The organism is Williamsia limnetica, assembly GCF_003217475.1.
In the GTDB taxonomy this organism is placed as follows: Bacteria; Actinomycetota; Actinomycetes; order Mycobacteriales; family Mycobacteriaceae; genus Williamsia; species Williamsia limnetica.
This window is the reverse complement of the sequence record NZ_QJSP01000003.1, coordinates 73,577-96,932: the sequence shown is the minus strand read 5'-3', so window position 1 is coordinate 96,932 and position 23,356 is coordinate 73,577. Positions and strand designations below refer to the sequence as shown.

General features: G+C 64.7%; 20 protein-coding genes. 11 read left to right on the top strand and 9 right to left on the bottom strand.

Features of this window, described 5'->3' with window-relative positions; genetic code table 11:
- Positions 1-4: 4 nt before the first annotated feature.
- From hydA to DFR67_RS05450, 3 genes are all read right to left on the bottom strand, one after another.
- Positions 5-1,426 (bottom strand): dihydropyrimidinase, encoded by a 1,422-nt coding sequence (hydA, locus tag DFR67_RS05460; protein WP_110468424.1) that lies wholly within the window; start codon positions 1,424-1,426, stop codon positions 5-7.
- Between the two features lie 31 nt (positions 1,427-1,457).
- A complete protein-coding gene (locus DFR67_RS05455; RefSeq protein WP_110468423.1) occupies positions 1,458-2,333 on the bottom strand; it encodes a nitrilase-related carbon-nitrogen hydrolase in 876 nt (291 codons plus the stop codon).
- Between the two features lie 186 nt (positions 2,334-2,519).
- A complete protein-coding gene (locus DFR67_RS05450; protein ID WP_110468422.1) occupies positions 2,520-3,095 on the bottom strand; it encodes a TetR family transcriptional regulator in 576 nt (191 codons plus the stop codon).
- A gap of 70 nt (positions 3,096-3,165) precedes the next feature.
- On the opposite strand from DFR67_RS05450, the gene DFR67_RS05445 reads away from it, so the two are divergent.
- Complete coding sequence (locus DFR67_RS05445) at positions 3,166-4,692, top strand: MFS transporter (RefSeq protein ID WP_245937745.1); 1,527 nt, start codon at positions 3,166-3,168, stop codon at positions 4,690-4,692.
- Between the two features lie 23 nt (positions 4,693-4,715).
- On the opposite strand, the gene DFR67_RS05440 is transcribed toward DFR67_RS05445, so the two are convergent.
- Together DFR67_RS05440 and DFR67_RS05435 are read right to left on the bottom strand one after the other, a co-directional pair.
- Positions 4,716-6,878, bottom strand: a complete 2,163-nt coding sequence (locus DFR67_RS05440; RefSeq protein WP_110468420.1) for a molybdopterin-dependent oxidoreductase — start codon at positions 6,876-6,878, stop codon at positions 4,716-4,718.
- Positions 6,879-6,930: 52 nt separating this feature from the next.
- Positions 6,931-7,764: an oxygenase MpaB family protein gene (locus DFR67_RS05435; RefSeq protein WP_110468419.1), complete on the bottom strand. Its 834-nt coding sequence runs from the start codon at positions 7,762-7,764 to the stop codon at positions 6,931-6,933.
- A 156-nt stretch (positions 7,765-7,920) separates the two neighbouring features.
- Here DFR67_RS05435 and DFR67_RS05430 point away from each other — a divergent pair, with 156 nt between their 5' ends.
- The 4 genes from DFR67_RS05430 to DFR67_RS05415 all read left to right on the top strand — a co-directional run bounded on the left by DFR67_RS05430 (position 7,921) and on the right by DFR67_RS05415 (position 12,623).
- Positions 7,921-9,123, top strand: a complete 1,203-nt coding sequence (locus tag DFR67_RS05430; RefSeq protein WP_110468418.1) for an MFS transporter — start codon at positions 7,921-7,923, stop codon at positions 9,121-9,123.
- A 136-nt stretch (positions 9,124-9,259) separates the two neighbouring features.
- Positions 9,260-10,417 carry an arginine deiminase gene (locus tag DFR67_RS05425; RefSeq protein WP_425451254.1) on the top strand — a complete coding sequence of 386 codons (1,158 nt, stop codon included), beginning with the start codon at positions 9,260-9,262 and terminating at the stop codon, positions 10,415-10,417.
- A gap of 2 nt (positions 10,418-10,419) precedes the next feature.
- A complete protein-coding gene (locus DFR67_RS05420) occupies positions 10,420-10,794 on the top strand; it encodes a GntR family transcriptional regulator (RefSeq protein WP_110468416.1) in 375 nt (124 codons plus the stop codon).
- 107 nt (positions 10,795-10,901) lie between these two features.
- Positions 10,902-12,623, top strand: coding sequence for a BCCT family transporter (locus DFR67_RS05415; protein ID WP_110468415.1), 1,722 nt, complete (start codon positions 10,902-10,904; stop codon positions 12,621-12,623).
- A 91-nt stretch (positions 12,624-12,714) separates the two neighbouring features.
- Here DFR67_RS05415 and DFR67_RS05410 read toward each other — a convergent pair whose 3' ends face one another.
- The gene (locus DFR67_RS05410; RefSeq protein WP_110468724.1) at positions 12,715-14,292 is read right to left on the bottom strand and encodes a dolichyl-phosphate-mannose--protein mannosyltransferase; all 1,578 of its coding nucleotides are present in this window, start codon (positions 14,290-14,292) and stop codon (positions 12,715-12,717) included.
- Positions 14,293-14,362: 70 nt separating this feature from the next.
- On the opposite strand from DFR67_RS05410, the gene rsmI reads away from it, so the two are divergent.
- Positions 14,363-15,211, top strand: a complete 849-nt coding sequence (gene rsmI, locus DFR67_RS05405) for a 16S rRNA (cytidine(1402)-2'-O)-methyltransferase (protein ID WP_110468414.1) — start codon at positions 14,363-14,365, stop codon at positions 15,209-15,211.
- 5 nt (positions 15,212-15,216) lie between these two features.
- Here the strand turns inward: rsmI and DFR67_RS05400 are convergent, their stop codons facing one another.
- Positions 15,217-16,392 (bottom strand): aminodeoxychorismate synthase component I, encoded by a 1,176-nt coding sequence (locus DFR67_RS05400; protein ID WP_245937744.1) that lies wholly within the window; start codon positions 16,390-16,392, stop codon positions 15,217-15,219.
- A 7-nt stretch (positions 16,393-16,399) separates the two neighbouring features.
- Positions 16,400-17,953 carry a methionine--tRNA ligase gene (gene metG / locus DFR67_RS05395; RefSeq protein ID WP_110468723.1) on the bottom strand — a complete coding sequence of 518 codons (1,554 nt, stop codon included), beginning with the start codon at positions 17,951-17,953 and terminating at the stop codon, positions 16,400-16,402.
- A gap of 87 nt (positions 17,954-18,040) precedes the next feature.
- Here metG and DFR67_RS05390 point away from each other — a divergent pair, with 87 nt between their 5' ends.
- Complete coding sequence (locus DFR67_RS05390) at positions 18,041-18,451, top strand: TIGR03668 family PPOX class F420-dependent oxidoreductase (protein ID WP_110468412.1); 411 nt, start codon at positions 18,041-18,043, stop codon at positions 18,449-18,451.
- Here the strand turns inward: DFR67_RS05390 and DFR67_RS05385 are convergent.
- Positions 18,439-19,473 carry an alpha/beta fold hydrolase gene (locus DFR67_RS05385; protein ID WP_110468411.1) on the bottom strand — a complete coding sequence of 345 codons (1,035 nt, stop codon included), beginning with the start codon at positions 19,471-19,473 and terminating at the stop codon, positions 18,439-18,441. The genes DFR67_RS05390 and DFR67_RS05385 overlap by 13 nt on opposite strands.
- 69 nt (positions 19,474-19,542) lie before the next feature.
- Between DFR67_RS05385 and DFR67_RS05380 the strand changes: the two genes are divergently transcribed.
- From DFR67_RS05380 to rsmA, 4 genes are read left to right on the top strand one after another with little or no spacing between them, the layout of a single operon-like run.
- Entirely contained in the window at positions 19,543-20,385 is an 843-nt protein-coding gene (locus tag DFR67_RS05380) for a PhzF family phenazine biosynthesis protein (RefSeq protein WP_110468722.1), read from the top strand.
- Between the two features lies 1 nt (position 20,386).
- Positions 20,387-21,286, top strand: coding sequence for a TatD family hydrolase (locus tag DFR67_RS05375; RefSeq protein WP_110468410.1), 900 nt, complete (start codon positions 20,387-20,389; stop codon positions 21,284-21,286).
- Positions 21,287-21,335: 49 nt separating this feature from the next.
- Complete coding sequence (locus DFR67_RS05370; RefSeq protein ID WP_146240376.1) at positions 21,336-22,457, top strand: resuscitation-promoting factor; 1,122 nt, start codon at positions 21,336-21,338, stop codon at positions 22,455-22,457.
- Between the two features lie 34 nt (positions 22,458-22,491).
- Positions 22,492-23,355, top strand: coding sequence for a 16S rRNA (adenine(1518)-N(6)/adenine(1519)-N(6))-dimethyltransferase RsmA (gene rsmA, locus DFR67_RS05365; protein WP_245937743.1), 864 nt, complete (start codon positions 22,492-22,494; stop codon positions 23,353-23,355).
- The last annotated feature ends 1 nt before the right edge of the window (position 23,356 follow it).

Here is a 23,356-nt window from a genome sequence, read left to right as displayed (position 1 = left end):
GCCTTCAGATGAGGTTTTGGGACAATCCGCGTTTGACGAAGCTGCCGTGTCCCTTGGTTCCCAGGTACTCGTTCCGATCGATGATCACGGAGCCTTTCGAGAGCACTGTGTCGACGTGACCCTCGATCTCGTAACCCTCATAGGCCGAGTAGTCCATGTTCATGTGATGGGTCTTCTCGAGCCCGATGCTGGTGTGTCCGTTGGGATCATATATCACGATGTCGGCATCGGCACCCGGTGAGATGATGCCTTTGCGGGGGTACATCCCGAACATCTTGGCCGGCGTCGTCGCGCAGACATCAACCCAGCGTTCCAGTGAGATTCGGCCGTCCTTCACGCCCTGGAACATCAGGTCCATGCGATGTTCCACCGACCCGATCCCGTTCGGGATGTTTGCGAAATTGTCGACGCCCAAGTCTTTTTGACCCTTCATACAGAACGGGCAGTGGTCGGTGGCGACGGTCGCGACATCGCCGGTCCGGATATAGCGCCAGAGTTCGTCCTGGTGGCCTTCTTCGCGGGACCGCAGCGGGGTGGAACACACCCACTTGGCGCCCTCGAAACCCGGTGCTCCCAGCTGCTCTTCGAGTGAGAGATAGAGATATTGGGGGCACGTCTCCCCGAAGACGTTCTGTCCTTCACCCCGTGCTTCCGCGATCTGGGCGAGGGCCTGCTTCGCCGAGACGTGAACGATGTAGAGCGGGGCGCCGGTCAGCTGGGCGAGCATGATCGCGCGATGGGTGGCCTCTTCCTCCAGTTGCCATGCCCGAGATGTCCCGTGAAAGTAGGGCGCCGTGTCGCCGCGCGCGAGTGCCTGCTCCACCAGCACGTCGATCGCTATGCCGTTCTCGGCGTGCATCATCAGCAGCGCGCCGAGTCCCGCGGCCTCCTGCATGGCCCGCACGATCTGACCGTCGTCGGAGTAGAAGACGCCAGGGTAGGCCATGAACAGCTTGAAGCTCGTGATGCCCTCGTCGACGAGTTCGGCCATCCCCTTGAGCGATTCGGCGTCGACGCCACCGATTATCTGGTGGAATCCGTAGTCGATGGCGCAGTTGCCCGCAGCCTTGTCGTGCCAGGCCGCGACGGTGTCCTGGATGCGCATGCCCGGATTCTGCACCGCGAAGTCCACGATGGTGGTGGTGCCGCCCCAGGCAGCGGCCCGGGTGCCGGTTTCGAAGGTGTCCGAGGCGAAGGTGCCGCCGAAGGGCATCTCCATATGGGTGTGGCCGTCCACTCCGCCGGGTATCACGTATTTGCCGGTGGCGTCGATCGCGATGTCGGCAGACCCGGCCAGATCGGTGGCCAGTGCCGTCGAACCAGGTTGCAGCACAGCCACGATGGTGCCGTCGTCGACCAGGACGTCGAGCAGTTGGCTACCGGTGGGCGACACGACGGTGCCGCCATGGATGAATGTGGTCGACACAGCTACTCCTCGGTGTATGCGGTGGTCGTGCTCAAGGTTCGGTGAGGATTCCGTACGCGTCAGGTCGGCGATCTCGATAGAACGCCCAGCGGTCACGCACAGTTCTGATCAGACTCAGGTCGAGGTCGCGGACAACCAACTCCGGATCCTGGTCAGAGGCGACGTCGCCGACGAACTTCCCCTCTGGGTCGACGAAATAACTTGTTCCGTAGAAGTCGTCGTCGCCGTACTCGGATTCGATGCCCACCCTGTTGATCGCCGCGACGAAATACTCATTGGCGACGGCGGCCGCGGGCTGTTCCAGCTTCCACAGATAGCTCGACAGGCCTCGGCTGGTGGCAGAGGGATTGAAGACTATTTGCGCACCTGCCAACCCCAGGGCCCGCCATCCTTCAGGGAAGTGGCGGTCGTAGCAGATGTACACCCCGACCTTCCCGACGGCGGTGTCGAAGACGGGCCAACCGAGATTGCCGGGTTTGAAGTAGAACTTCTCCCAGAATCCCTTGACCTGGGGGATGTGATGTTTGCGGTACTTGCCCAGAAGTGCGCCGTCGGCATCGATCACCGCCGCGGTGTTGTAAAGGACTCCGTCCTGCTCGCGTTCGTAGATGGGAACCACCATCACCATCGCCAGTTCTCTGGCAAGTGTGCAGAACGTGTCGATGGTCGGGCCGGGGATGGACTCGGCGAACTCGTAGTATCTCGAGTCCTGCACCTGGCAGAAGTAGGGGGCGTTGAACACTTCTTGGAAGCCGATGATCTGTGCACCCTGGGCCGCGGCCTCACGGGCATGATCGATGTGGGCGGCGACCATGGATTCGCGATCGCCGGTCCAATTGGTCTGGACGATGGCGGCCCGCACGGATGTGCGCCCCTCGTTTGCCCCGCCGGCTTCCTGTGCGCTCATCTGTTGATGATGCTCGCGGCGACGTTTCCGTGCGATTGCTTCGGTGAAAACTGTTGAAGCGGAAAACTGTCAGTGCGGAAACTGTCAGTGCGGAAACTGTCAGGGCGAAAAACTCTCAGGGCGGAAAACTGTCTGGGCGGAGACTGTCTGGGCGGAAAACTCGTATTTCCACCTCGATATGGCGATTCAGCCCTGAAAAATCGCGCGAACGGCGTCCCGGACGATCTCGCGCCTGCGCTCCAACTCTTCGGGGGCAATGTCGATGTTCCCATCGGACCCGGGCGTGATCACCCAACTGGAGACGATCCCGAAGATCACCGTCAGTACGTCGGTGGGGTCCCACGTGGGCCCGATGATCTGAGCGGACTGGGCGCGCCGGATTGCTTCGAGGCGGACATCCCAGCGCGGATTCGCATTTGCCAGCCGCTGTGCGCGAGCGGACTGGCCCTGTAGCTGGCCCCACAGCATCAGCCGCTGTATGTGCGGTGTGCGGCGGAGATCGTCGAACACCGCGACCGCATACCCCGGCAGGTCGTCCGAGTCGAAAGGGACGGAGTCGAGGAAACGGCCGAAGTCTTCATCGAGGATCGCGTGGAACAGTGACTCCTTGTCGCCGTAGTACGCGTACAGCCGCTCTTTGCTGGCTCTGGCGGTGGTGGCGATTCGGTCGATACGTGCCCCGGCAAGGCCGTGATCAGCGAACTCCGTGCGGGCCGCATCGATGATCCGCTGCTTGGTCGCGCTGACATCTTTGACACTCATGCCTCACAGCGTAACCAAACGAACTAGTTCGTTTGACTCTTGGGGGTGGGCTGCCATACCTTTGCTCCTCGTGACTTCATCTCCTTCTGACGCCCCGGCGAGCACGGGACCGGTTCATCCCGGCCTCGACCCCGATACTTCGAACCACCGGGACAACCCGAACCACCGGCGGCGGTGGCTCGTCCTGACCATCGTCGCGATCGCGCAGCTGATGGTTGTGCTGGACGCCACGATCGTGTCCATCGCACTACCCGACGCCCAGGCCGAACTCGGTATCGGTGACGGCGACCGCGCCTGGGTGGTGACCTCCTACGCCCTGGCGTTCGGCGCCTTGCTCTTGCTCGGCGGACGGATCGCCGACTACTGGGGCCGCAAGCGCTCATTCGTCGTCGGCATGGTCGGTTTCGCCGTGATGTCCGGCATCGGCGGCATCGCGCAGAACGGAATCGAACTGTTCATCGCACGCGCCGGCCAAGGCGTGTTCGCGGCACTGGTCGCACCCGCTGCGCTGGCCATCCTCACCACCACCTTCACCCGAAATGAAGAGCGTGCCAAAGCGTTCGCCGTCTACGGTGCCATCTCGGGTGGCGGCGCGGCAATCGGGTTGCTGCTCGGTGGAGCGTTGACCCAGTACGTCGACTGGCGCTGGTGCCTGCTGGTGAACATCCCCATCGCCGCGCTCGCGATCGCGGCTGCGGTCCCGGTCATCGTCGAGACGAAGGCGCACGGCGACACCAGTTATGACCTGCCGGGCGCGCTGCTCGTCGCCATCGGTCTGGGATCGCTCGTCTACGGCTTCACCCGCGCAGAACACGGCTGGCTCGAGGCCGACACCCTCGGCTTCATCATCGGCGGGCTGGTGGTCCTGGCCGTGTTCGTGCTCGTCGAGAATCGGTCTGCGAATCCCCTTCTGCCACTGTCGGTTCCATGGGATCGCAATCGCGGCGCGGCGCTGATCGGCATCACGCTCGCCGGCGTCGCGATCATCGGTAGCACCCTGTATCTCGCGATCTATCTGCAGGCGATCCTCGAATTCAGCCCGATGATGGCCGGTGTCGCATGCCTGCCGATCACCGTCTTCATCGTGCTCGCCTCAGGACTGGCAGCCCGGCTGACGGTCACCGTCGGAGCGCGTATACCGCTGGCCATCGGCCCCGTGGTCGCGGCCGCCGGCCTGCTGTTGCTCGCACAGATCGATGTCGACAGCTCGTACTGGACCGGTGTCTTCCCGGGCCTGGCCGTCTTCGGGTTCGGCATGGGTCTGCTGATGGTACCGATGCAGAACGTGGCACTGATCGGAGTGCCCGATCACGATGCCGGTGCCGCCAGCGCACTGTCGAGCGCCACGCTGCAGGTCGGTGGTGCACTGGGGACCGCCCTGCTGACCACCGTCTACACGTCGGCGAAGTCGGATTCGTTGTCCGCCAATCCGCTCACCGAAGGACGGGTGGCGTTCGTCGCCGCCGAGGTATCCGGTTACACCACGGCGTTCGCCTGGGCGGCCGGGTTGCTGATCCTCGCGACACCGGTGGTGCTGATCCTGGTCCGGGTCAAGAAGGACGAGTTGCAGTCGATGACGGCTGCACACATGGGCTGAGGCTTTCGCACCGCGTCGACCTGTCAGGACGGGGACACGGTCACCGGCACGCCGTTGAGGACGGCGTTGCCGGAGACCGTGTCGAGGTGCATGGGGTCGGTGACATCATTCGCCGATGGTGCGTCGACCTGCCCGGCCACGGCCAGACGGACACCGGACCGTCGCTGACCGAAGCCATGGGGCAGGCTGACCACGCCGGGCATGATGTCGTCGGTCTCGGCGACCGTGACGGTGACACTGCCTGCGCGCGAACGCAACACCGCGCGATCGCCCGTGCTCAGTCCACACCCCGCGAGGTCCTTGGGGTGCATGAGCAGGTGATGTCGGGCTTGGCCTTTCGACAGCCTCGGCGAGTTGTTCATCCAAGAGTTGTTCGACCTCAGGTGCCTGCGGCCGATCAACAGCAACTGTCCGTCGGCGATGCTGACGAGGTCGGTGTGCAGGCGGTCCAGATCCGCCAGTAGCAGGGGCGGTGCCAACTGCACTGCACCCGACTTGGCGACCAGCTTGCCTCGCAGCCCTGGCCGTAGCGGGCCCAGGTCGACACCGGACGGTGACCGGAGCAAGGCCGACAGGGTGAGCTTGCCCGGTCCGGTCCGCAGTAGTAGCGCGAGCAGGGTGCGTGGGGTCGCACGCGATCGGGCCCTCGACTTGACCTGTGCCGGCATTCCCGCGGCCCGGCGTCTGAGGGCGTTGATCCCCCGACCATGCGAGGTCGCTCGTCGACGTGCGATCGCCGAGGTCAGATCGCGGAAAATCTCCCAATCGTGTTTCGCGCCTGCGGACTTCTCGACGACTGCGGGGGAGAAGCGAGCCGAATTGTGCACTGCGAGTTGGTGAAAGATCAGGTCATAGTGGTCGCGTTCGAAGATCATCGTCGGTGGCAAGATGAGATCGGCGTGCCGAGTCGTCTCGTTGACGTAGAAGTCGATGGACACCATGAAGTCGAGGCCGGCGAGCGCCTCGTCCAGGCCGCTGCCGCCGGGTGACGACGACACGGGGTTTCCGGCCACGGTTATCAGTGTCTTGATCTGCCGCTCGCCCGGCGTGGAGATCTCGTCGGCCAACGTCGAGACCGGGAGCTCTCCGCCGAACTCCGGGAGATCGCGAACCCGGCTGCGCCACTTGTCGAAATGTCCCCGGCCGCTGAGTTTGCGTGCCACCAGGTCGATCTCCGGATCGGTCAGCAGGGCTCCGCCGACACGGTCGAGGTTGCCGGTGACCGCGTTGATGGCCTGGATCGCCCACTGGCACAAGGTGCCGAACTGCTGGGTGGAGACCCCCATCCGCCCGTACGCGACTGCGCGCTCGGCCGCGGCGAAATCGGTGGCGATCGAGCGTATGTCCTCGGCGTCGACACCCGTGAGGGGTGCGGCCCACTCCGGGGTCGTACTGCGACATGCGGCCTCGAGCTCATCGAGTCCGGCGAGGGGGAGGTGCGCGATGCGCTTGTCGTCGACGCCCGCTTCGTGGACCAGCACGTGCAGCACCGCGAGCAGCAGGGCGGCATCGGTGCCGGGGCGAACGTAGTGATGCTCGTCGGCGATGGCGGCGGTCTCGGTGCGGCGCGGGTCGATCACCACCAACCTGCCGCCGCGGCGACGCAGCTCACGCATCCGGTTGCGGAAATCCGGCGCCGTCATCATCGACCCGTTCGAGACGACGGGGTTGGCGCCGATGATGAGCAGATGATCGGTGTGGTCGAGGTCGGGAATCGGTATCTGCAACTGATGGCCGTACATCAGATGTGCGGTCAGCTGTATCGGCAACTGGTCGGCGGAGGTGGCCGAGAACATGTTTCGGGTGCCCAACGCACCGAGGAACGGCACACCGTGGGTGACGAATCCGAGGCTGTGCACGTTGGGGTTGCCGGTGTAGACGGCGACGCCGTCGCGCCCGTACTTCTCCTGTGTCGACACGATCTTGTCGGCGACCAGGGTCGCCGCGGCCTTCCAGCTGATGTCCTCCCAGCCCCCGTCCGCCGTCTTGCGCAGCGGTGTGCGCAGCCGATCGGGGTCGAGGTGCAGGTCGGTCAGTGCGGTTGCCTTGGGGCAGATGTGCCCACGGGAGAGCGGGTCGTCCCGATCTCCGCGGATATCGGTGACCTTGCCCGCGTCGACGGTGACCTGCAGGCCGCAGATCGCCTCACAGAGGTTGCACACGCTGCGGGTGGTGATGGGGGTCATATCAGTTCACGCTAGCCCTCTCCGGCTTTGTCGCGGTCGATTACGCCGGACTTCAGAACACCCTGATGCCGAATCGGCGCCGGATTCGGAGGCCGGCGAGCATGACCTCGTTGTAGCCCTTGAGCAGTCCGGGCGTGACGCGGTCGATCCGTCGGTAGCGATCGATCGCCTTGCGGTAGCGGATGTCGTCGGCTGCCGTCCAGTCGAAACCCATGGCGCGGCGAAACGGTTCGGGCAGCGCTCCCTTGGTCATGAACAGTTGCTGCCGTCCGAAGAGCCGGTGCAGAACTGTCCCGAATCGACCGAGAGGTCGTGGGAGGAAACTGAGGTCGGCGAGCGAGACCAGCATGTCCCGGACGGGTGGGTCGATGGTGAGTTCGCGGGTCTGCTCGCCCCAGTAGACCTCGAACGCCGCTCGATCCGCGGGCCACATGTCGGGTTGAACGTTCAGGGTCGTCCCGAGCCTGGCGGCGTCGGCGTAGACGGCGTCGGCGGACGAAACGCTCAGCGGGCCGTACATGAACTCGTACTGGTCGACATAGAACCGATACAGGCACGCAGCAACCCACAACTGCAGTCGCGGATTGTTGGCGCTGTAACGGACGGGGCTGTCCGGGGTCGAGGTGACCTGGTCATGGACCGTGCGCAGCGCATCGCGCACGTATGCCGCGTCGTCGTCGTTGCCCTGGACCGCCACCGCGAGATACTGGCCGGTCGTGCGCGCCCGTTTGAAGGGGTGCTCGAAGGTGCTGCCGCTGTCGACCCTGCTCTCGAGGACGCCATAGCCGACTTCCGGCGGCGTGAGCTGCATGATCACATTCGCCACCCCCATCGTGGTGCCGAGCGCCGTCATCAGATCGGCCGTTCGGGTCGGATTCTTGTGCATCGGGGCTCCTCGGCGGTGCGCGGCTCTGATAACGATTGTTGTCAGATGGTAACGCGGTCTCACCGGGATCGGTATGGCTTCGCGGCACCTGTGCGTCGCCGACGTGTGCCACCGAGCGATTCGGGATTCGGTGCACCGCGGCGGTAGCTTGGCCACGTGAAGCAGATACCCCGCGAGATATGGGTCCTGCTCAGTGCCAACGTCGTCATCGCCCTCGGATTCGGGCTGATTGCGCCCGCCCTGCCGGCATTCGCCCGCAGCTTCAACGTCGGTTACACGGCGGCGTCGGTGATCATCTCCGCGTTCGCCGTGATGCGACTGCTGTTCGCACCCGCCAGCGGGCGGCTGGTCCGCATTCTCGGCGAGCGCCGGATCTACCTGAGTGGACTGCTGGTGGTCGCGGCCTCGACGCTGGCGTGCGCCTTCGCCCAGACATATTGGCAACTGCTTGTCTTCCGCGGACTCGGCGGAATCGGTTCGACGATGTTCACAGTCTCGGCGACCGCCCTGATGATCCGATTGGCGCCACCGGACATCCGGGGACGGGTTTCGGGATACTTCAGTGCCGGCTTCCTGATGGGCAACATCATGGGCCCGCTGGTCGGCAGCGCACTGGTCAGTTTCGGCCTCCGCATGCCCTTTGTCGTCTACGCGATCGCGTTGCTGATCGCGTCGGCAGTGGTTGCCACCCAGCTGCGCAGCGTCGGCGGGCGTCCGTTGCCCGGCGGCGACGGCCAGGTCGCGATGCCCTTCGCAGAAGCGCTGCGTGATAGCGCCTATCGGGCGATTCTGTCGTCGGCCTTCACCCAGGGCTGGGCTTCGATGGGCGTGCGGGTGGCGTTGGTGCCCCTGTTCATCGTGGACGGCCTCGGCGAGTCGGCCGCCATCTCCGGGGTGGTGCTCGCGGTGTATTCGGCGGGCAACGTCATCGCGATCATCGCAGCGGGCAGGCTGTCCGACTCCCTGGGACGCAGGCCGATCATGTTACCGGGGCTGCTGTTGATGGGTGCCTCCACAGCGGTACTCGGCTACAGCGGAAACATCTGGGTCGCGAGTGCGCTGACGTTCGTCGCAGGCATCGGGTCGGGACTGTTCGCGCCCACCCATCAGGCTGCGCTCGCCGACGTACTGGCCGGTCGCGGACAGGGCGGGCCTGCGCTGGCCTCCTATCAGATGGTTGCCGACCTGGGTGCGATCACTGGGCCCGTGATCGCGGGTTTCATTGCGCAGCAGTGGGGTTTCGGCCCCGCGTTCGCGGTGACCGGTGCAGTCGCATTCGTGGCCACGATCTTCTGGATGTTCGCGCGCGAGACGCTCCCACCGCGCGGGACCGACAACTTACGGGCGAACGAGAGCTGACGGCACTACCGTTGTGCTCATGTCCGACGTTTCCAGTTCTGAGGTTTCGAGTTCAGGGGTGCCGAGTTCAGGCGTGTCGAGTTCAGCGGGACCGTTGTTGGGAGCCGATTCCGAGGTCGGCCGGCTGCGCACGGTGATGCTGCACCGTCCTGGCGACGAACTGCGGCGACTCACCCCTCGGAACAGCGATCAACTGCTGTTCGACGGACTGCCGTGGGTGGATCGCGCACAGGAAGAACACGACGCATTCGCGGACGTGCTCACCGGTCGCGGCGTCGAGGTCCTGCTCCTCGGAGACCTGCTGAAGGAGACGTTCGAGAGCAGCGGCGCGGCTCGGATGCAGGGGATAGCGGCCGCAGTCAGCCCGCGCCGACTCGGACACCACCTCGCGCAGGACTTGTCGACCGAACTCCGGGGCCTGTCGGCGGACGACCTGGCCCGCGTGCTGATGGCGGGTATGACCTTCGACGAGATGCCCGAATCAGCTGCCACGGTCCGGTCCTCGCTGGTGTGGCGCATGCATCACGGTGCGGAGTTCGCCATCGACCCGTTGCCGAACCTGTTGTTCACGCGAGACAGTTCGTTCTGGATCGGCGATCGTTTCGCGATCACCTCCCTGGCGCTGCCGGCCCGGGTCCGCGAAACCTCGCTGACCGATCTCATCTACGCCCACCACCCCAGATTTCTCGGGGTGCGCCGCGCGTACGAGTCCCACACCGCGCCGGTCGAGGGCGGCGATGTGCTGCTGCTCGCGCCGGGTGTGGTCGCCGTCGGAGTCGGTGAGCGCACGACTCCCGCGGGTGCCGAGGCGCTGGCACGCAGCCTGTTCGACGACAACCTGGCGCACACGGTGCTGGCGGTGCCGATCGAGCAGCGTCGGGCGTCGATGCATCTCGACACCGTCTGCACGATGGTCGACACCGACGCCGTCGTCATGTACCCGGTCATTCAGGATTCGTTGTCTGCTTTCACCATCCACAGCGGTGAATCTGTCTCCGTCACCGGACCCCAGCCGTTCGTCGAGGCAGCGGCCGAAGCGATGGGTATCGAGAAATTGCGGGTGATCGACACCGGGCTGGATGCGGTGACCGCCGAGCGTGAGCAGTGGGATGACGGGAACAACACGCTGGCTCTGGCGCCGGGCGTGGTGGTCGCCTATGACCGCAACGTCGAAACCAATCGCCGACTGGAGGATTCGGGTATCGAAGTACTGACCATCGCCGGCAGCGAGCTGGGGTCGGGACGAGGTGGTCCCCGCTGTATGTCGTGTCCGGTGTCTCGTGATCGGTTGTGAGCATGACGATCGGCAACGGTCTCGGCCTCACACTCGATCCGGACTCGGACATCGCACCTTATGAGCAGGTCCGGCGCGGGGTCATCGAACTGGTCAACACCGGATCCCTCCTGGCCGGAAGCCGGTTGCCCACGGTCAGGGCGCTGGCACAAGAACTCTCGCTCGCGCCGAATACCGTCGCGAGGTCCTATCGCGAGCTCGAGGCCGAGGACGTCATCGAGACCCGAGGACGACAGGGCTCATTCATCAAGGCCCACTCCGATTCGACCCTCCAGCGCGCCGCCCTCCTGACTGTCGAGCATGTTGCCGCGCTGCGACAATTGCGTGTCGACGACAGTCACATCAAGTCGTTGCTCGACCAGGCTTTGCGCAGGTGAGCAGACCATTGTCCGAATTCAGACCAGTCGGCAAAAAGGTTACGAGCAAGTAGTTAATGTTCGGCAAAAGTTGAACAAACAGACCCAACACTGATGTTATTGAGTTCATGGCATTGAAGACCGAAACATCCGACGCGGTTCCGACCCCTGACGTGCCGGGGCCGAAACCGCGCATCGACCTGGTGGTATTCGGGGTGACAGCCGCCGCCGTGATCGCGTTTGTGATCTGGGGCATCGTCGACAAGGAGAGCCTCAACACCAGGACCCAGGACGTTCTCGCCTGGATAACCGAGAATTTGGGCTGGGTGTTCATCCTCTCGGCCACGTTCTTCGTCCTCTTCGCGATCTATCTCGCCGTCAGCAAGTACGGCAAGATCCCGCTCGGGCGCGACGGCGAGAAGCCGGAATACAACACCATCAGCTGGATCGCCATGATGTTCAGCGCCGGCATGGGTATCGGACTCATGTTCTACGGCGCCAACGAGCCTCTGACGCACTACGTCAACGCCCCACCGGGGCAGAGCGCCGACGACGTCGGCGTGGCGATGGCAACCACCATGTTCCACTGGGGCTTTCATCCGTGGGCGATGTACGCCGTGGTCGGTCTCGCGATCGCCTACAGCACCTACCGTTGCGGTCGGGGTCAGTTGGTGAGTGCGGTCTTCGCTCCTATCCTCGGTCACCGCGCCAACGGCTGGGGCGGCAAGGTCATCGACATCCTGGCGATCTTCGCGACCCTCTTCGGCACGGTCGCATCGTTGGGACTCGGTGCTGCACAGATCGGTTCGGGATTCGTCGAGATCGGTTGGCTCAACGAGCCGTCGAAGCTGTTGCTGGTCGCGATCATCGCTGTACTGACCGCCGCATTCGTCGCCTCGGCCGTCTCGGGTGTCGCCAAAGGCATTCAGTGGCTGTCGAACACGAACATGGTGCTGGCCATCGTGCTGGCGCTGTTCATCTTCGTGGTGGGCCCGACCGTCTTCATCCTGAACGTCCTGCCTACGACGATCGGCACCTACCTCAACGACATCACCTCGTTCTCCGCCCGCTCCGGCGCCACCGTCGACAGTGAGGGCGAAACCTGGCTCGCCGGCTGGACGATCTTCTACTGGGCGTGGTGGGTGTCCTGGACCCCGTTCGTCGGCATGTTCCTCGCCAAGATCAGCCGTGGCCGCACCATCCGCCAGTTCGTGGTCGGAGTGCTGTTCGTACCGACCATCGTCTCGCTGGTCTGGTTCGCGATCTTCGGTGGGACTGCGATCAAGCAGCAGATGGACGGCAAGAACCTGGCCGACATCGAGACACCCGAGAGTCAGCTCTTCGACATGCTCGGCAACATGCCGCTGGCCGGTATCGCCTCGGTGCTCGTCATGATCCTGGTCGCGATCTTCTTCGTCTCGGGAGCCGATGCCGCATCGCTGGTGATGGGAACGCTCTCGGAACGGGGAGCGCATGAACCCACCAAGCGGGTGACCATCTTCTGGGGCACACTGACCGGTGCTGTTGCCGCTCTGCTGCTCTGGGTCAGTGGCGATGACGCGCTACAAGGCATCAAGACGATGGCCATCATCGCGGCGCTGCCCTTCGTGATCGTCATGATCCTGATGTGCGTGTCGCTGTTCATGGACCTGCGTAAGGATCCACTGATCGTGGCGCAGACGCACTACGAGGGCAACCTCGACCGCGATCTGCGGACCCACGCGAACATCATTGCGATCGAAGACGATTCGAACGATGTGCTGCCGTCGGGTGAGTTCTCCGCGATCACCCCGGAGCAACTTGCTCAGGCCGACGCGATCGATTCACCTCGGAAGCCGAAAGACAAGTAGCTCGCGCTCGACTGGCAAACCCACTCGTTCCGGTCACACCCAAGGGTCCACGGCCCGTGGGTGTGACCAGAACAGGTGGGTTTGTTCGTTTCTAACTCCAGCTCGGTAGCCAGATCTGCATGTTCCACATCTCCCTCGAGATGGGCTCACCCGTCAGGATCGGCCACATCCACATGAAGTTGAGCACCACCAGCCCCAGATAGATGCTGACGCCCACCGTGCTGACGATCTTCCACTCGTAACCGTTGCGTCTGGCCCGGCGCCCCGCCTCGAGGATGTCGCCCGCGCACAGCGCCACACCCATGATGAGGAATGGGGCCATGGCCGCGGCGTAGAAGAAATACATCTGGCGGTCGAGGTTGGTGAACCAGGGCAGAAAAGCCGCGCCGTAGCCGACGAGGACGACGGCGTAGCGCCAATCGCGGCGGATCACCATCCGCCACAGCGCCCAGGCCAGCATCGGCAGGGCAAGCCACCACAGGATGGGCGTCCCGATGAACATCATCGCCCGCACGCACTCGGACTCACCGCATTTGTCGGGGCCGTACTCGATGTAATAGAGCATGGGCCGCAAGCTCATCGGCCAGGTCCAAGGCTTGGACTCCCACGGATGGTGGTTGCCCGCCGAGTTCGTCAGGTGGGAGTGGAAGTCCAGAACACCCGATTCGTAATACCAGAGCGAACGCCACGCGTCCGGCACCCACGCGAACGGGCCGCCGGTGCCGATCTGTCTACCGACTTCATAGCGGTAGACCGCGGTCTCCGAACCGAACCAGGGAGCAAAGGTGGCCAGATAGACCAGGACAGGCGTGATTCCCAGAGAGAAACCGGTGGGGACCAGGTCGCGGACCAGGACTCCGCGCCACGGTCGACGAACCTTGTAGGCCCGGCGGGTCGCGACGTCGAAGCCGAGAGACAGCACCGTGAAGGCGATGACGAAGTAGATCCCCGACCATTTCGTACCGCAGGCCAGCCCCAGGAGAACCGCGGCGCCGAAGCGCCACCACCGGAAGCCCAGGCGTGGTCCGTACGGCGAATCATCGATCCGGCCTTCCACGAATACCCGGTGCATCCGCGCACGCATCTGGTCGCGGTCACACACGATCGCCGCGAGCGCGGCCAGGACGAAGAAGATCTGGAAGATGTCGAGCAAGCCGGTCCGTGAACTGACAAACGCCACCCCGTCGCAGATCATCAGTACGCCCGCGATGCCGCCGACGAGCGTCGACCTGGTCAGCCGCCGGACCAGCCGGATGACGATCAAGATCATCAGCGTCCCGCAGACCGCCGACATGAAACGCCAGCCCCACGCGTCGTAGCCGAAGATCCACTCACCGGCCGCGATCATCCATTTACCGACCGGCGGATGGACGACGAGGCCGTAGGCAGGGTTGTCCTCGAGCCAGTTGTCGCCGGTGAGCACCTGATACGCCTGCGGGACGTAGTGCTTCTCGTCGAAGACAGGGGTGCCCTTGTCGGTGGGCGAACCGAGATTGACGAACCGGGTGAGGGCACCGATCGCCGTGAGGACCAGCGCGACGATCCAGCCGCGACGCCGATCGGTGGCACCGAACACCGGCGCCGGGATCGTGCGGGCGCCCCCAGGACTGGTACCGAGGTCCTCGGCGTAGGTGCCGGGCAGCTCTTCGGCTGCGCGGCGAGCTGAGATCGAGTCCTCCGGTGCGGAGATCTCGAGCGGCGGGGCAAACGTCACGGAGCCAATCGTAGGCTGTGCAGTGATGAACTCTCCGCAACCGCAGGGCCTACTGGTACTTGCCGCGACCCCGATGGGTCGCCTCGACGACGCTTCACCCCGCCTACGTGACGCGTTGGCCACCGCCGATGTGGTGGCCGCCGAGGACACCCGCCGGACGCGAGCCCTTGCCACCGGGCTCGGTGTGAGCATCGGCGGTCGCATCGTGAGCTACTACGACCAGGTGGAGGCCCAGCGGACACCCGCGCTCGTCGACGAGGTGCGCTCAGGTGCCACCGTGCTGGTCGTCACCGATGCAGGCATGCCGTCGGTCTCCGACCCCGGCTATCGGCTCGTGGTGGCCTGTGTGGAGGCAGGGCTGGCGGTGACGTGCCTGCCCGGACCCTCCGCTGTGACGACCGCGCTGGCAGTGTCCGGACTGCCGGTCGAGCGATTTTGCTTCGACGGGTTCGCGCCGAGGAAGTCGGGGCAGCGGAAGACCTGGCTGGCGGCATACGTCGAGGAAGCGCGGACGGCCGTGTTCTTCGAGGCACCTCATCGCCTTGCCGAGTGTCTGACGGATGCGGTTCAGGTCCTCGGACCGGATCGGCGCGCGGCCGTCTGCCGCGAGCTGACCAAGACCTACGAGGAGGTGAGACGCGGGACGCTGGCCGAACTCGTCGACTGGGCGGCGGGCGGTGTGCGCGGTGAGATCACCGTCGTCCTCGAAGGTGCGGTGGTAGGCGAACCCGACATCGACGACCTCATTGCACGCGTCGAACGGTTGGTGGCCGAAGGCATCCGGCTCAAGGATGCATGTGCGACGGTCGCGACATCCACCGGCGCTTCCAAACGCGAGCTGTACGAAGCGGTGCTGGCGGCGCGACAGGAATAGGGGAGTCAGGTCGGTTGCAGGCCGATGATGGCTGCGGCCTTGTCGAGGCATTCCTGCCATTCGGCGAGCGGGTCGGAATCGATGGTGATGCCGCCACCGACGCCAAGGTATGCCGCACCGTTCGGGGTGATCTGCACCGTCCTGATGGCGACGTTCAGATCGAGGCCTGCAGTGGGGGAGACGACGCCGACCGCGCCGCAGTACACCCCCCGAGGGAAGGGCTCCCAGCTCGAAAGCAGTTCCTGAGCGCGCATTTTCGGCGTTCCGGTGACCGACGCAGGGGGGAAGGTCGCCTCGATGAGGTCGGTGTTGGTCACTGCTGACGCGGTGGTGGCCTGGACCGTGGACACGAGGTGCCAGACTCCGGGTGCGGGATGGACGTCGAGGAGTTCGGTGACGATCACGGTACCCGGGACGGCCACCCGGCCGAGATCGTTGCGTACCAGGTCGACGATCATGATGTTCTCGGCAACGTCTTTGGCCGAGTTTCGCAAAACCTGCGGGTCGAGATCGATCGGGAGGGTTCCCTTGATCGGGCTCGATGAGACAACGTTGCCTCGTCGCCGCAGATACGTCTCGGGGGAGAAAGACGCGACGGATCCCCAGTCGCCCTGCAGCAGAGCAGATTTGCGTGGGCGGGTGACCGCGACTCCGTCGGCGAAATAGTTCGCGACCGACCCGACGATTCGTCCGGAGAACCGGGTACAGATGCAAGCTTGGTAGACCTCGCCTGCACGTATCGCGTCCAGACACAGAGCAATTGCCTCCACGTGTGGGCGCTGCGGCGGCAGCTGCCAGTTGACGGACCACATGTGGCTGTGGTGTTCGGTGAGACAGGCCCGGACCCAGTCGGGGCAGGTCTGACCGCTCAGCGAGGTCCACCACCAGCTGCCGGTGCGATCGAGGTGCAGCACGCTGTCGGTCGTACCGCCCGCGGTGGGCGGCAGCGGGCCCTCGTCGGCGCGATCGGAAAAGCTCCGATACCCGAACCAGAATTCCTGCGGGTCGTCCGGTATGTCGACACCGGCGCGCAGCGAGATGGACGGGGCGATCACCGCGTCGGTGTCGAGCCAATCGCCGATCAGTGCCGCGGGGCCGGGTATGCCGAGTCGCCGGGTGTGGAAGTCGAGGGCGCGCAACACATCCGCTGGGGCCGCCGGACCGAGCTCAACGCTGCGCAACGAACGATCAGTCCTTCGGGACTTCGAACCGGGGAAAGATCGGGGTGGGCTTCGGTAGCGTCGTGCCGGCTTTGAGGCGTGTACCGATGGAATCGAACGTCCTGGCATCTGGTCCGACGACCAGCTGATCGAGCAGGCGACCGGTGGATTCCGGCATGGCCGGCTGCGCCAACAAGGTGGTTATCCGGACGACCTCGGCGCAGATGTAGAGCACCGTTCCGGTACGTTCGAGGTCGGTCTTGGCCAGCTTCCACGGCTGCTCGACGGAGATGTACTTGTTCGTGTCGCCGAGAACTTCCCAGATCGCCTCGAGCGCAGTATGAATCGCCTGCTGATCGAATTCGACGCGCACACGGTCGAGCAACCCGTCTGCTTTGGCGAGCAACTCGTTGTCGGCGTCGGTGAGGTTCACCGGTTCGGGAAGTACGCCGTCGAAGTACTTGCCCACCATCGACAGGGTGCGCTGGGCCAGGTTGCCGAGTTCGTTCGACAGGTCGGCATTGACCCGCGCGACGATGGCCTCGTGGCTGTACGAGCCGTCCTGCCCGAAGGGCACCTCACGCAGGCAGAAGAACCGGATGGGGTCGAGACCGAATTCTTCGACGAGCACGTAGGGGTCTACGACGTTGCCGACCGACTTACTCATCTTCTCGCCGCTGTTGAGCAGGAAGCCGTGCGCGAACACGCGTTTGGGCAACTCGATCCCGGCGCTCAACAGGAACGCCGGCCAGTAGACACAGTGGAAACGGATGATGTCCTTGCCGATGATGTGCAGATCGGCGGGCCAGAACTTCTTCCACTTCTCGGACTCGGTGTCGGGATAGCCGGCCGCGGTGATGTAGTTCGTCAGCGCGTCCACCCACACGTACATCACGTGGTCGTCGTGTCCGGGCACCTTGACACCCCAGTCGAAGGTGGTGCGCGACACCGACAGATCGCGCAGTCCGCCGCGAACAAAGCTCGCGACCTCATTGCGCCTGGTCACCGGTCCGATGAACTCGGGATGCTCCTCGTAGAGCGCGAGCAGCTTGTCCTGGTAGGCCGACAGCCGGAAGAAGTAGGCCTCTTCCTCGGTCCACTCGACCTCGGTGCCGGTGTCGTTGGTGACGCGGCTGCCGTCCTCGAGGACCCTGGTGTCGGATTCGGCGTAGAACGCCTCGTCGCGAATGGAATACCACCCCGAGTACTTGTCGAGGTAGATGTCGCCGTTCGCGGCCATCTTCTCCCAGATCGCCTTCGACGCGACGTGGTGATCGGCATCCGTGGTCCGGATGAATCGGTCGAAACTGCTGCCGAGGGTCTCCTGCAACTTCTGGAAGGCCGCAGAGTTACGGTCGGCGAGCGCGCGGGTCTCGATGCCCTCCTTCTCGGCTGTCTGCTGCATCTTCTGACCGTGTTCATCGGTGCCGGTGACGAACAGCACCTCGTGGCCGTCGAGCCGTTTGAAACGGGCGAGGGTGTCCGCGGAGATGTATTCATAGGCATGCCCGATGTGTGGGGCGCCGTTGGGGTAAGCGATGGCCGTCGTGATGTAGAACGGCGGTTTCGATGCAGAAGCCATGGTGGGTGACAGCTTATCGGCCCACGCAATGGCCGCGGACCCGGCTGCCGCGGTCACCACAGAGCCAGGTCGCTACTGTCGTCTCATATGGACGACTCTGCGCGGATCCGGTTCACCGACGCCCGCTCTGCGGTGCTCGGGACAGTCGCGTCCGACGGTCAACCGCATCTGGTACCGATCGTGTTCGCCTGCGAGGGCGACGTCGTCTACACCGCAGTCGACGGAAAGCCCAAGTCGACGATCAGGCTCCGGCGACTGGCCAACATCGAGGCGCAGCCCGAGGTCAGCGTGCTCGTCGACCACTACGACGACGACTGGCAACAACTCTGGTGGGTCCGGGTCGACGGCGTGGCCACCGTGCATACCGACGGTGAACGAGCCGACCGGGCCCGGCAACTCTTGAGAGCCAAGTACGACCAGTACGAATCGGTGTCACTCGCCGGGCAGGTCATCGCCATCACCGTGACCCGGTGGTCGTCGTGGAGCTACTCCGGCTGAGCCACCCCGGCGCGGGCGAAGTTCTCCGTGAGTTCGGTGATGATCTGCGGCCACAACGGTTCGGGGATGTCGTGACCCATGTCGTCGATGAGAACGAGTTTGGACCCCTTGACCGCGCGAGCGATCGCCTTGCCGCCCGACGGACGCATCAGACCGTCGACCTTGCCGTGGATGACGACGGTCGGCGCCGTGATCGCGGTCGTGTATTTCTTGAGACTTCCCGTACCCATCACCGCAGCGGTCTGCCGCACGATCCCGGCAGGGTCATGCGCGCGGTCATAGGCGAGCCCCGCACGGCGCAACGACTCTTCCCACGGCAATGCGTACTTGGGGCTACCGATGGTCCGCATCGCCTTCGCCGCGTTCTCGACGTACTGCTCACGGGTCGCGCCCTTGCCGGGTCCGGTCAGCAGCGCCTTCAGCTTCCGTGGATCGGGCGGCGGCAGGAATGCCTCATTGGTGCTGGAGAACAGGATCGCGACCGACAGCACCCGATCGGGATGCGTGCCCGCGAGGACCTGGGTGATCATCCCGCCCATCGAACCGCCCACGACATGAGCCTGCTCGATACCGAGCGCATCCAGGAGTCCGATGGCGTCACCGGCCATGTCCACCAGCGTGTACGGCACATCACTCGGCAGTCCGAGTTCGTGTTTGGCGAGTCGGGCCAGGCCGGTCAGTGCATTCCCGCCGACACGGGCGCCGTCGAGATGCGTCGACAGCCCGATGTCACGGTTGTCGAACCGGATCACGCGATAGCCCCGCTCGACGATCGACATGCAGAACTCGGTCTGCCAGAACGTGAGCTGAGCGCTCAGGCCCATGATCAGCAAAACAGCCGGATCTTCCGGATCACCGATGTCCTCATAAGCAATGGTGATCTCACCGACCTGCGCGGTACCGATGTGATGTCTGGTCGAGCTCCGCTGCGCTTCGTCTCCGCGATGTCTGGTCGAGCTCCGCTGCGCTTCGTCTCCGCGATGTCTGGTCGCATCCTCGGGATGCTGCTGGGTCTCACTCATCCGCCCGACAGTAATGCAGACTTCGAGACCCGAGTACCTCCGACGACGCCTGGCAGGCACAATCTGGTCATGGTTTCCCGCTCATTCCAGCAAGTCGACGTGTTCGTGTCCGGGTCTCTCACCGGAAATCCGGTGGCCGTGGTCCTGGATGCGGAAGGTCTGACCGACGAGCAGATGGCGGCGTTCGCCCGGTGGACCAACCTGTCGGAGACCACGTTCTTCACCAGGCCACGCGACCCATCGGCTGATTACGGTCTGCGCATCTTCACTCCAGGGGAAGAATTGCCGTTTGCCGGCCATCCGACTCTCGGATCGGCACATGCATGGCTGCGAGCAGGCGGTGAACCGAAAGCCGGCACCATCATCCAGGAGTGCGGCGTCGGATTGGTCTCCATCCGCCGCGACGGTGACGCCCTTGCCTTCGCGGCGCCCCCGCTCATCAGGTCTGGTCCCGTCGACGCGTCCGACCTGGACGTGATCCAACGCGCGCTGGATCTGCGGCCGTCCGATGTGGTCGCGGCCAACTGGGTGGACAACGGGCCCCGGTGGATCGGTCTGCTGCTGACCTCGGCGCAGCGAGTCCTCGACGTGAGGCCCGATTTCGCCGCCCTGGGGTCGTTGCATGTCGGACTGATCGGCCCGTACCGGGACAGTGGACCGCAGGACCGTCCCGATTACGAGGTCCGAGCGTTTGTCCCGGAGATCGGCGTACCCGAAGACCCGGTGACCGGGAGCCTCAATGCCGGCCTCGCGACCTGGTTGCGCGCCGAGAAGGTAGCGCCTGCGCGCTATGTCGCGTCGCAGGGCACGGCGCTGGGCAGGGCCGGACGGGTGTTCATCGACGACGACGGCACGAACATCTGGGTGGGCGGCCGCAGCACGACGATCATCGCGGGCGAGGTCGATCTCTGACATGACCCAGCAGAGCCCGGCGCAACAGCCCGATGCGGAAGAGAAGAGCAACAAGCAGCTGAAGAAGGAACGTCGCCGGACGCCTCCGCCCGATCCGGAGCCGGTGGGACCACTGGTCGATGCCCATACCCATCTTGCTGCCTGCGGTGGCCGCGACCCCGAGTCGGTGAAACAGATCCTGGACCACGCCGAGGCGGTCGGCGTGCACGCGGTGGTGACGGTCGCCGATGACATGGTCGACGCCCGCTGGGCCGTCGATGCGGCGCACTGGGATCACCGCGCCTACGCGGCGGTCGCGCTGCATCCGACCCACGCCCATCAACTCGACGACGCCGCGAAGGCCGAACTCGAGCAGATGCTCGGCGACCCCAGGGTGGTCTCGGTCGGGGAGACGGGCCTCGACTACTACTGGCCGGGAAAGTCGGACGACTGCGCGACGTTGCCGCAACAGCACGAGGCGTTCGCGTGGCATATCGATCTCGCCAAGCGGGTCGGCAAGCCGCTGATGATCCACAACCGTGAAGCCGACCGAGACCTGCTCGATGTGCTGGAGCGCGAGGGCAGTCCGGAGACGGTGATCATGCACTGCTTTTCCGGTGACGAGAAGGTCGCGGCCGAATGCGTCGAGCGTGGGTACCTGCTGAGCTTCGCGGGAACGGTGAGTTTCAGGAGCTCGACCACCCTGCAGGCTGCGGCACGGCTGGTGCCCGATCACCTGTTGCTGATCGAGACCGACGCACCATTTCTGACCCCGCACCCGTACCGGGGACAGCCGAACCAGTCGTACGTCCTCCCTTACACCGCGAGGGCGCTGGCGGAGGTCCGGGGGTGCCCGCCAGAGCGCCTTGCCCGGTTTGTTACCGAAAACGCCATCCGTGCGTATGGCCTGGACCTGCGGTAACCCAACTTACTTTGCACGACCAACACCATCTCGTTATCTTGTTGTGATCATGTCTGTGCTTTCTCGTATCAACGAATCCACCTCGCGCACCCCGCGCATCGCCGTCGCTCTGATCCTGATCGTGTTGATAGCAGGCGGCGTCATGGGCACCGCGATGTACAAGAACGTCAAAATCGATGTCGACGGCAAGGTCGTCGAGGTCGCCACGATGCGGGGCTCGGTCGACGGGATTCTCGACGAACAGGGCCTGAATCCGGCCGACGGCGATCTCGTCGCGCCGGCTCCCGACTCCGGTGTGGGCGACGGAGAGACCATCACCCTGCACCGGCTCAAGACACTGACGGTGAACGTCGACGGTGAGCCGAAAGAGATCAAGACGACTGCGACGACCGTCGAGCAAGCGCTGGCGGAGGTCAACCTCGACTCCGACGCCAACGACATCGAAGGCCCGGCCACAGACCAGCTGCCTGTCTCGGGCGGCACGGTGAACGTCGTGCTCCCGAAGAAGGTCACGCTCACCGACGGCAAAGAGAAGTCCACCAAGGACATCGCTGCGAAGACCGTCGCCGAGTTGCTCGAGGACACCGGCAATCCGCTGGCGCCGACCGATGAGGTCTCACCTGCCGCGGACGCCCCGGTGACCGACAACATGACCATCACGGTGACGCGGATCCGCACCGCAGAGGTGACCGTCACCGAACCGGTGGCGCCTCCCGAGAACACGATTGATGACCCCCAGCTGATCACCGGTCGCAAGATCGTGAAGAAGCCGGGCACACCCGGTTCGCAGGAGGTCACGTACTCGGTGACCACGGTCAACGGCGAAGAAACCGAGAAGACGAAGCTGGCTGCCGAGGTGCAGGTGGAGCCGATCGCCGCGGAAGTTGCTGTCGGCACCAAGCCGGGCGCGCCGTATGTCCCGCCGGGTTCTGTCTGGGACCGGCTCGCCGAGTGCGAGGCCACCGGCAACTGGGCCATCAACACCGGCAATGGTTTCTACGGTGGTGTGCAGTTCGATCAGAACACCTGGGATCGCTGGGGCGGCCAAGAATATGCGCCGCGCGCTGACCTGGCCACCCGAGAAGAGCAGATCGCAATTGCCACGAAGACCCAGGCCGCGCAAGGATGGGGCGCATGGCCTTCCTGCTCGTCAAAACTCGGTTTGGGCTGACGACCATTCCCCACGCTGCACCCGAAGTCGCGCGGTGAGCGCCACGCCGTTGTTCCTGGGCCCCGCGGAAATCCGTGAGCTCGCGGCCGACCTCGACATCCGGCCCACCAAAACGCTGGGCCAGAACTTCGTGCACGATGCGAACACCGTGCGCCGCATCGTCACCGCCTCGGGTGTCGGCAGCGACGACGTCGTGCTGGAAGTGGGTCCGGGTCTGGGCTCGCTCACCCTGGGATTGCTCGCGAGCGCTCATCAGGTGCTTGCCGTCGAGATCGATCCCGTCCTCGCCGGACGGCTGCCGGAGACGGTGGCCGATCGTGCTCCGGATCAGGCGGCTGCACTGACCGTCATAGGCGCAGATGCGCTCAAGATCACAGCAGCCGATCTGCCCGCCATGCCGACCGCGTTGGTGGCGAACCTGCCGTACAACGTCGCAGTCCCGGTGCTGATCCACCTGATGTCCCAACTGCCCAGCATCCAGACCGCTTTGGTGATGGTGCAATTGGAGGTCGCACAACGTCTCGCCGCCGGGCCCGGCGGCCGGATCTATGGCGTCCCGAGCGTCAAGGCGCGGTTCTTCGGTGAGGTTTCGCAGGCCGGTTCGGTGGGCCGCAGTGTCTTCTGGCCCGAACCCAAGGTGGAGTCCGGGCTGGTACGCATCCGCCGCTATCCGCAGGCCCCGTGGCCCGTCGACGAGGCGCACCGTAAGCGGGTGTTCTCCGTCGTCGATGCGGCATTTGCGCAGCGTCGCAAGACTTTACGCGGGGCCCTGTCCGGTCTGGCCGGCTCTCCGGTCAAGGCGGAGGAGTGGCTGCGCGGTGCGGGTATCGACCCTGGTCTGCGTGGGGAACGGCTGGCGATCGAAGACTATGTGGCGCTTGCCGCGCAACTCGATTAGG

Bases quoted from the DNA above. Each gene is read 5' to 3' on its own strand.
- DFR67_RS05455 (WP_110468423.1), bottom strand. From the start codon at position 2,333: ATGAGCGCACAGGAAGCCGGCGGGGCAAACGAGGGGCGCACATCCGTG.
- DFR67_RS05450 (WP_110468422.1), bottom strand. From the start codon at position 3,095: ATGAGTGTCAAAGATGTCAGCGCGACCAAGCAGCGGATCATCGATGCG.
- DFR67_RS05440 (WP_110468420.1), bottom strand. From the start codon at position 6,878: ATGACCCCCATCACCACCCGCAGCGTGTGCAACCTCTGTGAGGCGATC.
- DFR67_RS05435 (WP_110468419.1), bottom strand. From the start codon at position 7,764: ATGCACAAGAATCCGACCCGAACGGCCGATCTGATGACGGCGCTCGGC.
- DFR67_RS05425 (WP_425451254.1), top strand. From the start codon at position 9,260: ATGCTGCACCGTCCTGGCGACGAACTGCGGCGACTCACCCCTCGGAAC.
- DFR67_RS05420 (WP_110468416.1), top strand. From the start codon at position 10,420: ATGACGATCGGCAACGGTCTCGGCCTCACACTCGATCCGGACTCGGAC.
- DFR67_RS05415 (WP_110468415.1), top strand. From the start codon at position 10,902: ATGGCATTGAAGACCGAAACATCCGACGCGGTTCCGACCCCTGACGTG.
- rsmI (WP_110468414.1), top strand. From the start codon at position 14,363: ATGAACTCTCCGCAACCGCAGGGCCTACTGGTACTTGCCGCGACCCCG.
- metG (WP_110468723.1), bottom strand. From the start codon at position 17,953: ATGGCTTCTGCATCGAAACCGCCGTTCTACATCACGACGGCCATCGCT.
- DFR67_RS05390 (WP_110468412.1), top strand. From the start codon at position 18,041: ATGGACGACTCTGCGCGGATCCGGTTCACCGACGCCCGCTCTGCGGTG.
- DFR67_RS05385 (WP_110468411.1), bottom strand. From the start codon at position 19,473: ATGAGTGAGACCCAGCAGCATCCCGAGGATGCGACCAGACATCGCGGA.
- DFR67_RS05380 (WP_110468722.1), top strand. From the start codon at position 19,543: ATGGTTTCCCGCTCATTCCAGCAAGTCGACGTGTTCGTGTCCGGGTCT.
- DFR67_RS05375 (WP_110468410.1), top strand. From the start codon at position 20,387: ATGACCCAGCAGAGCCCGGCGCAACAGCCCGATGCGGAAGAGAAGAGC.
- DFR67_RS05370 (WP_146240376.1), top strand. From the start codon at position 21,336: ATGTCTGTGCTTTCTCGTATCAACGAATCCACCTCGCGCACCCCGCGC.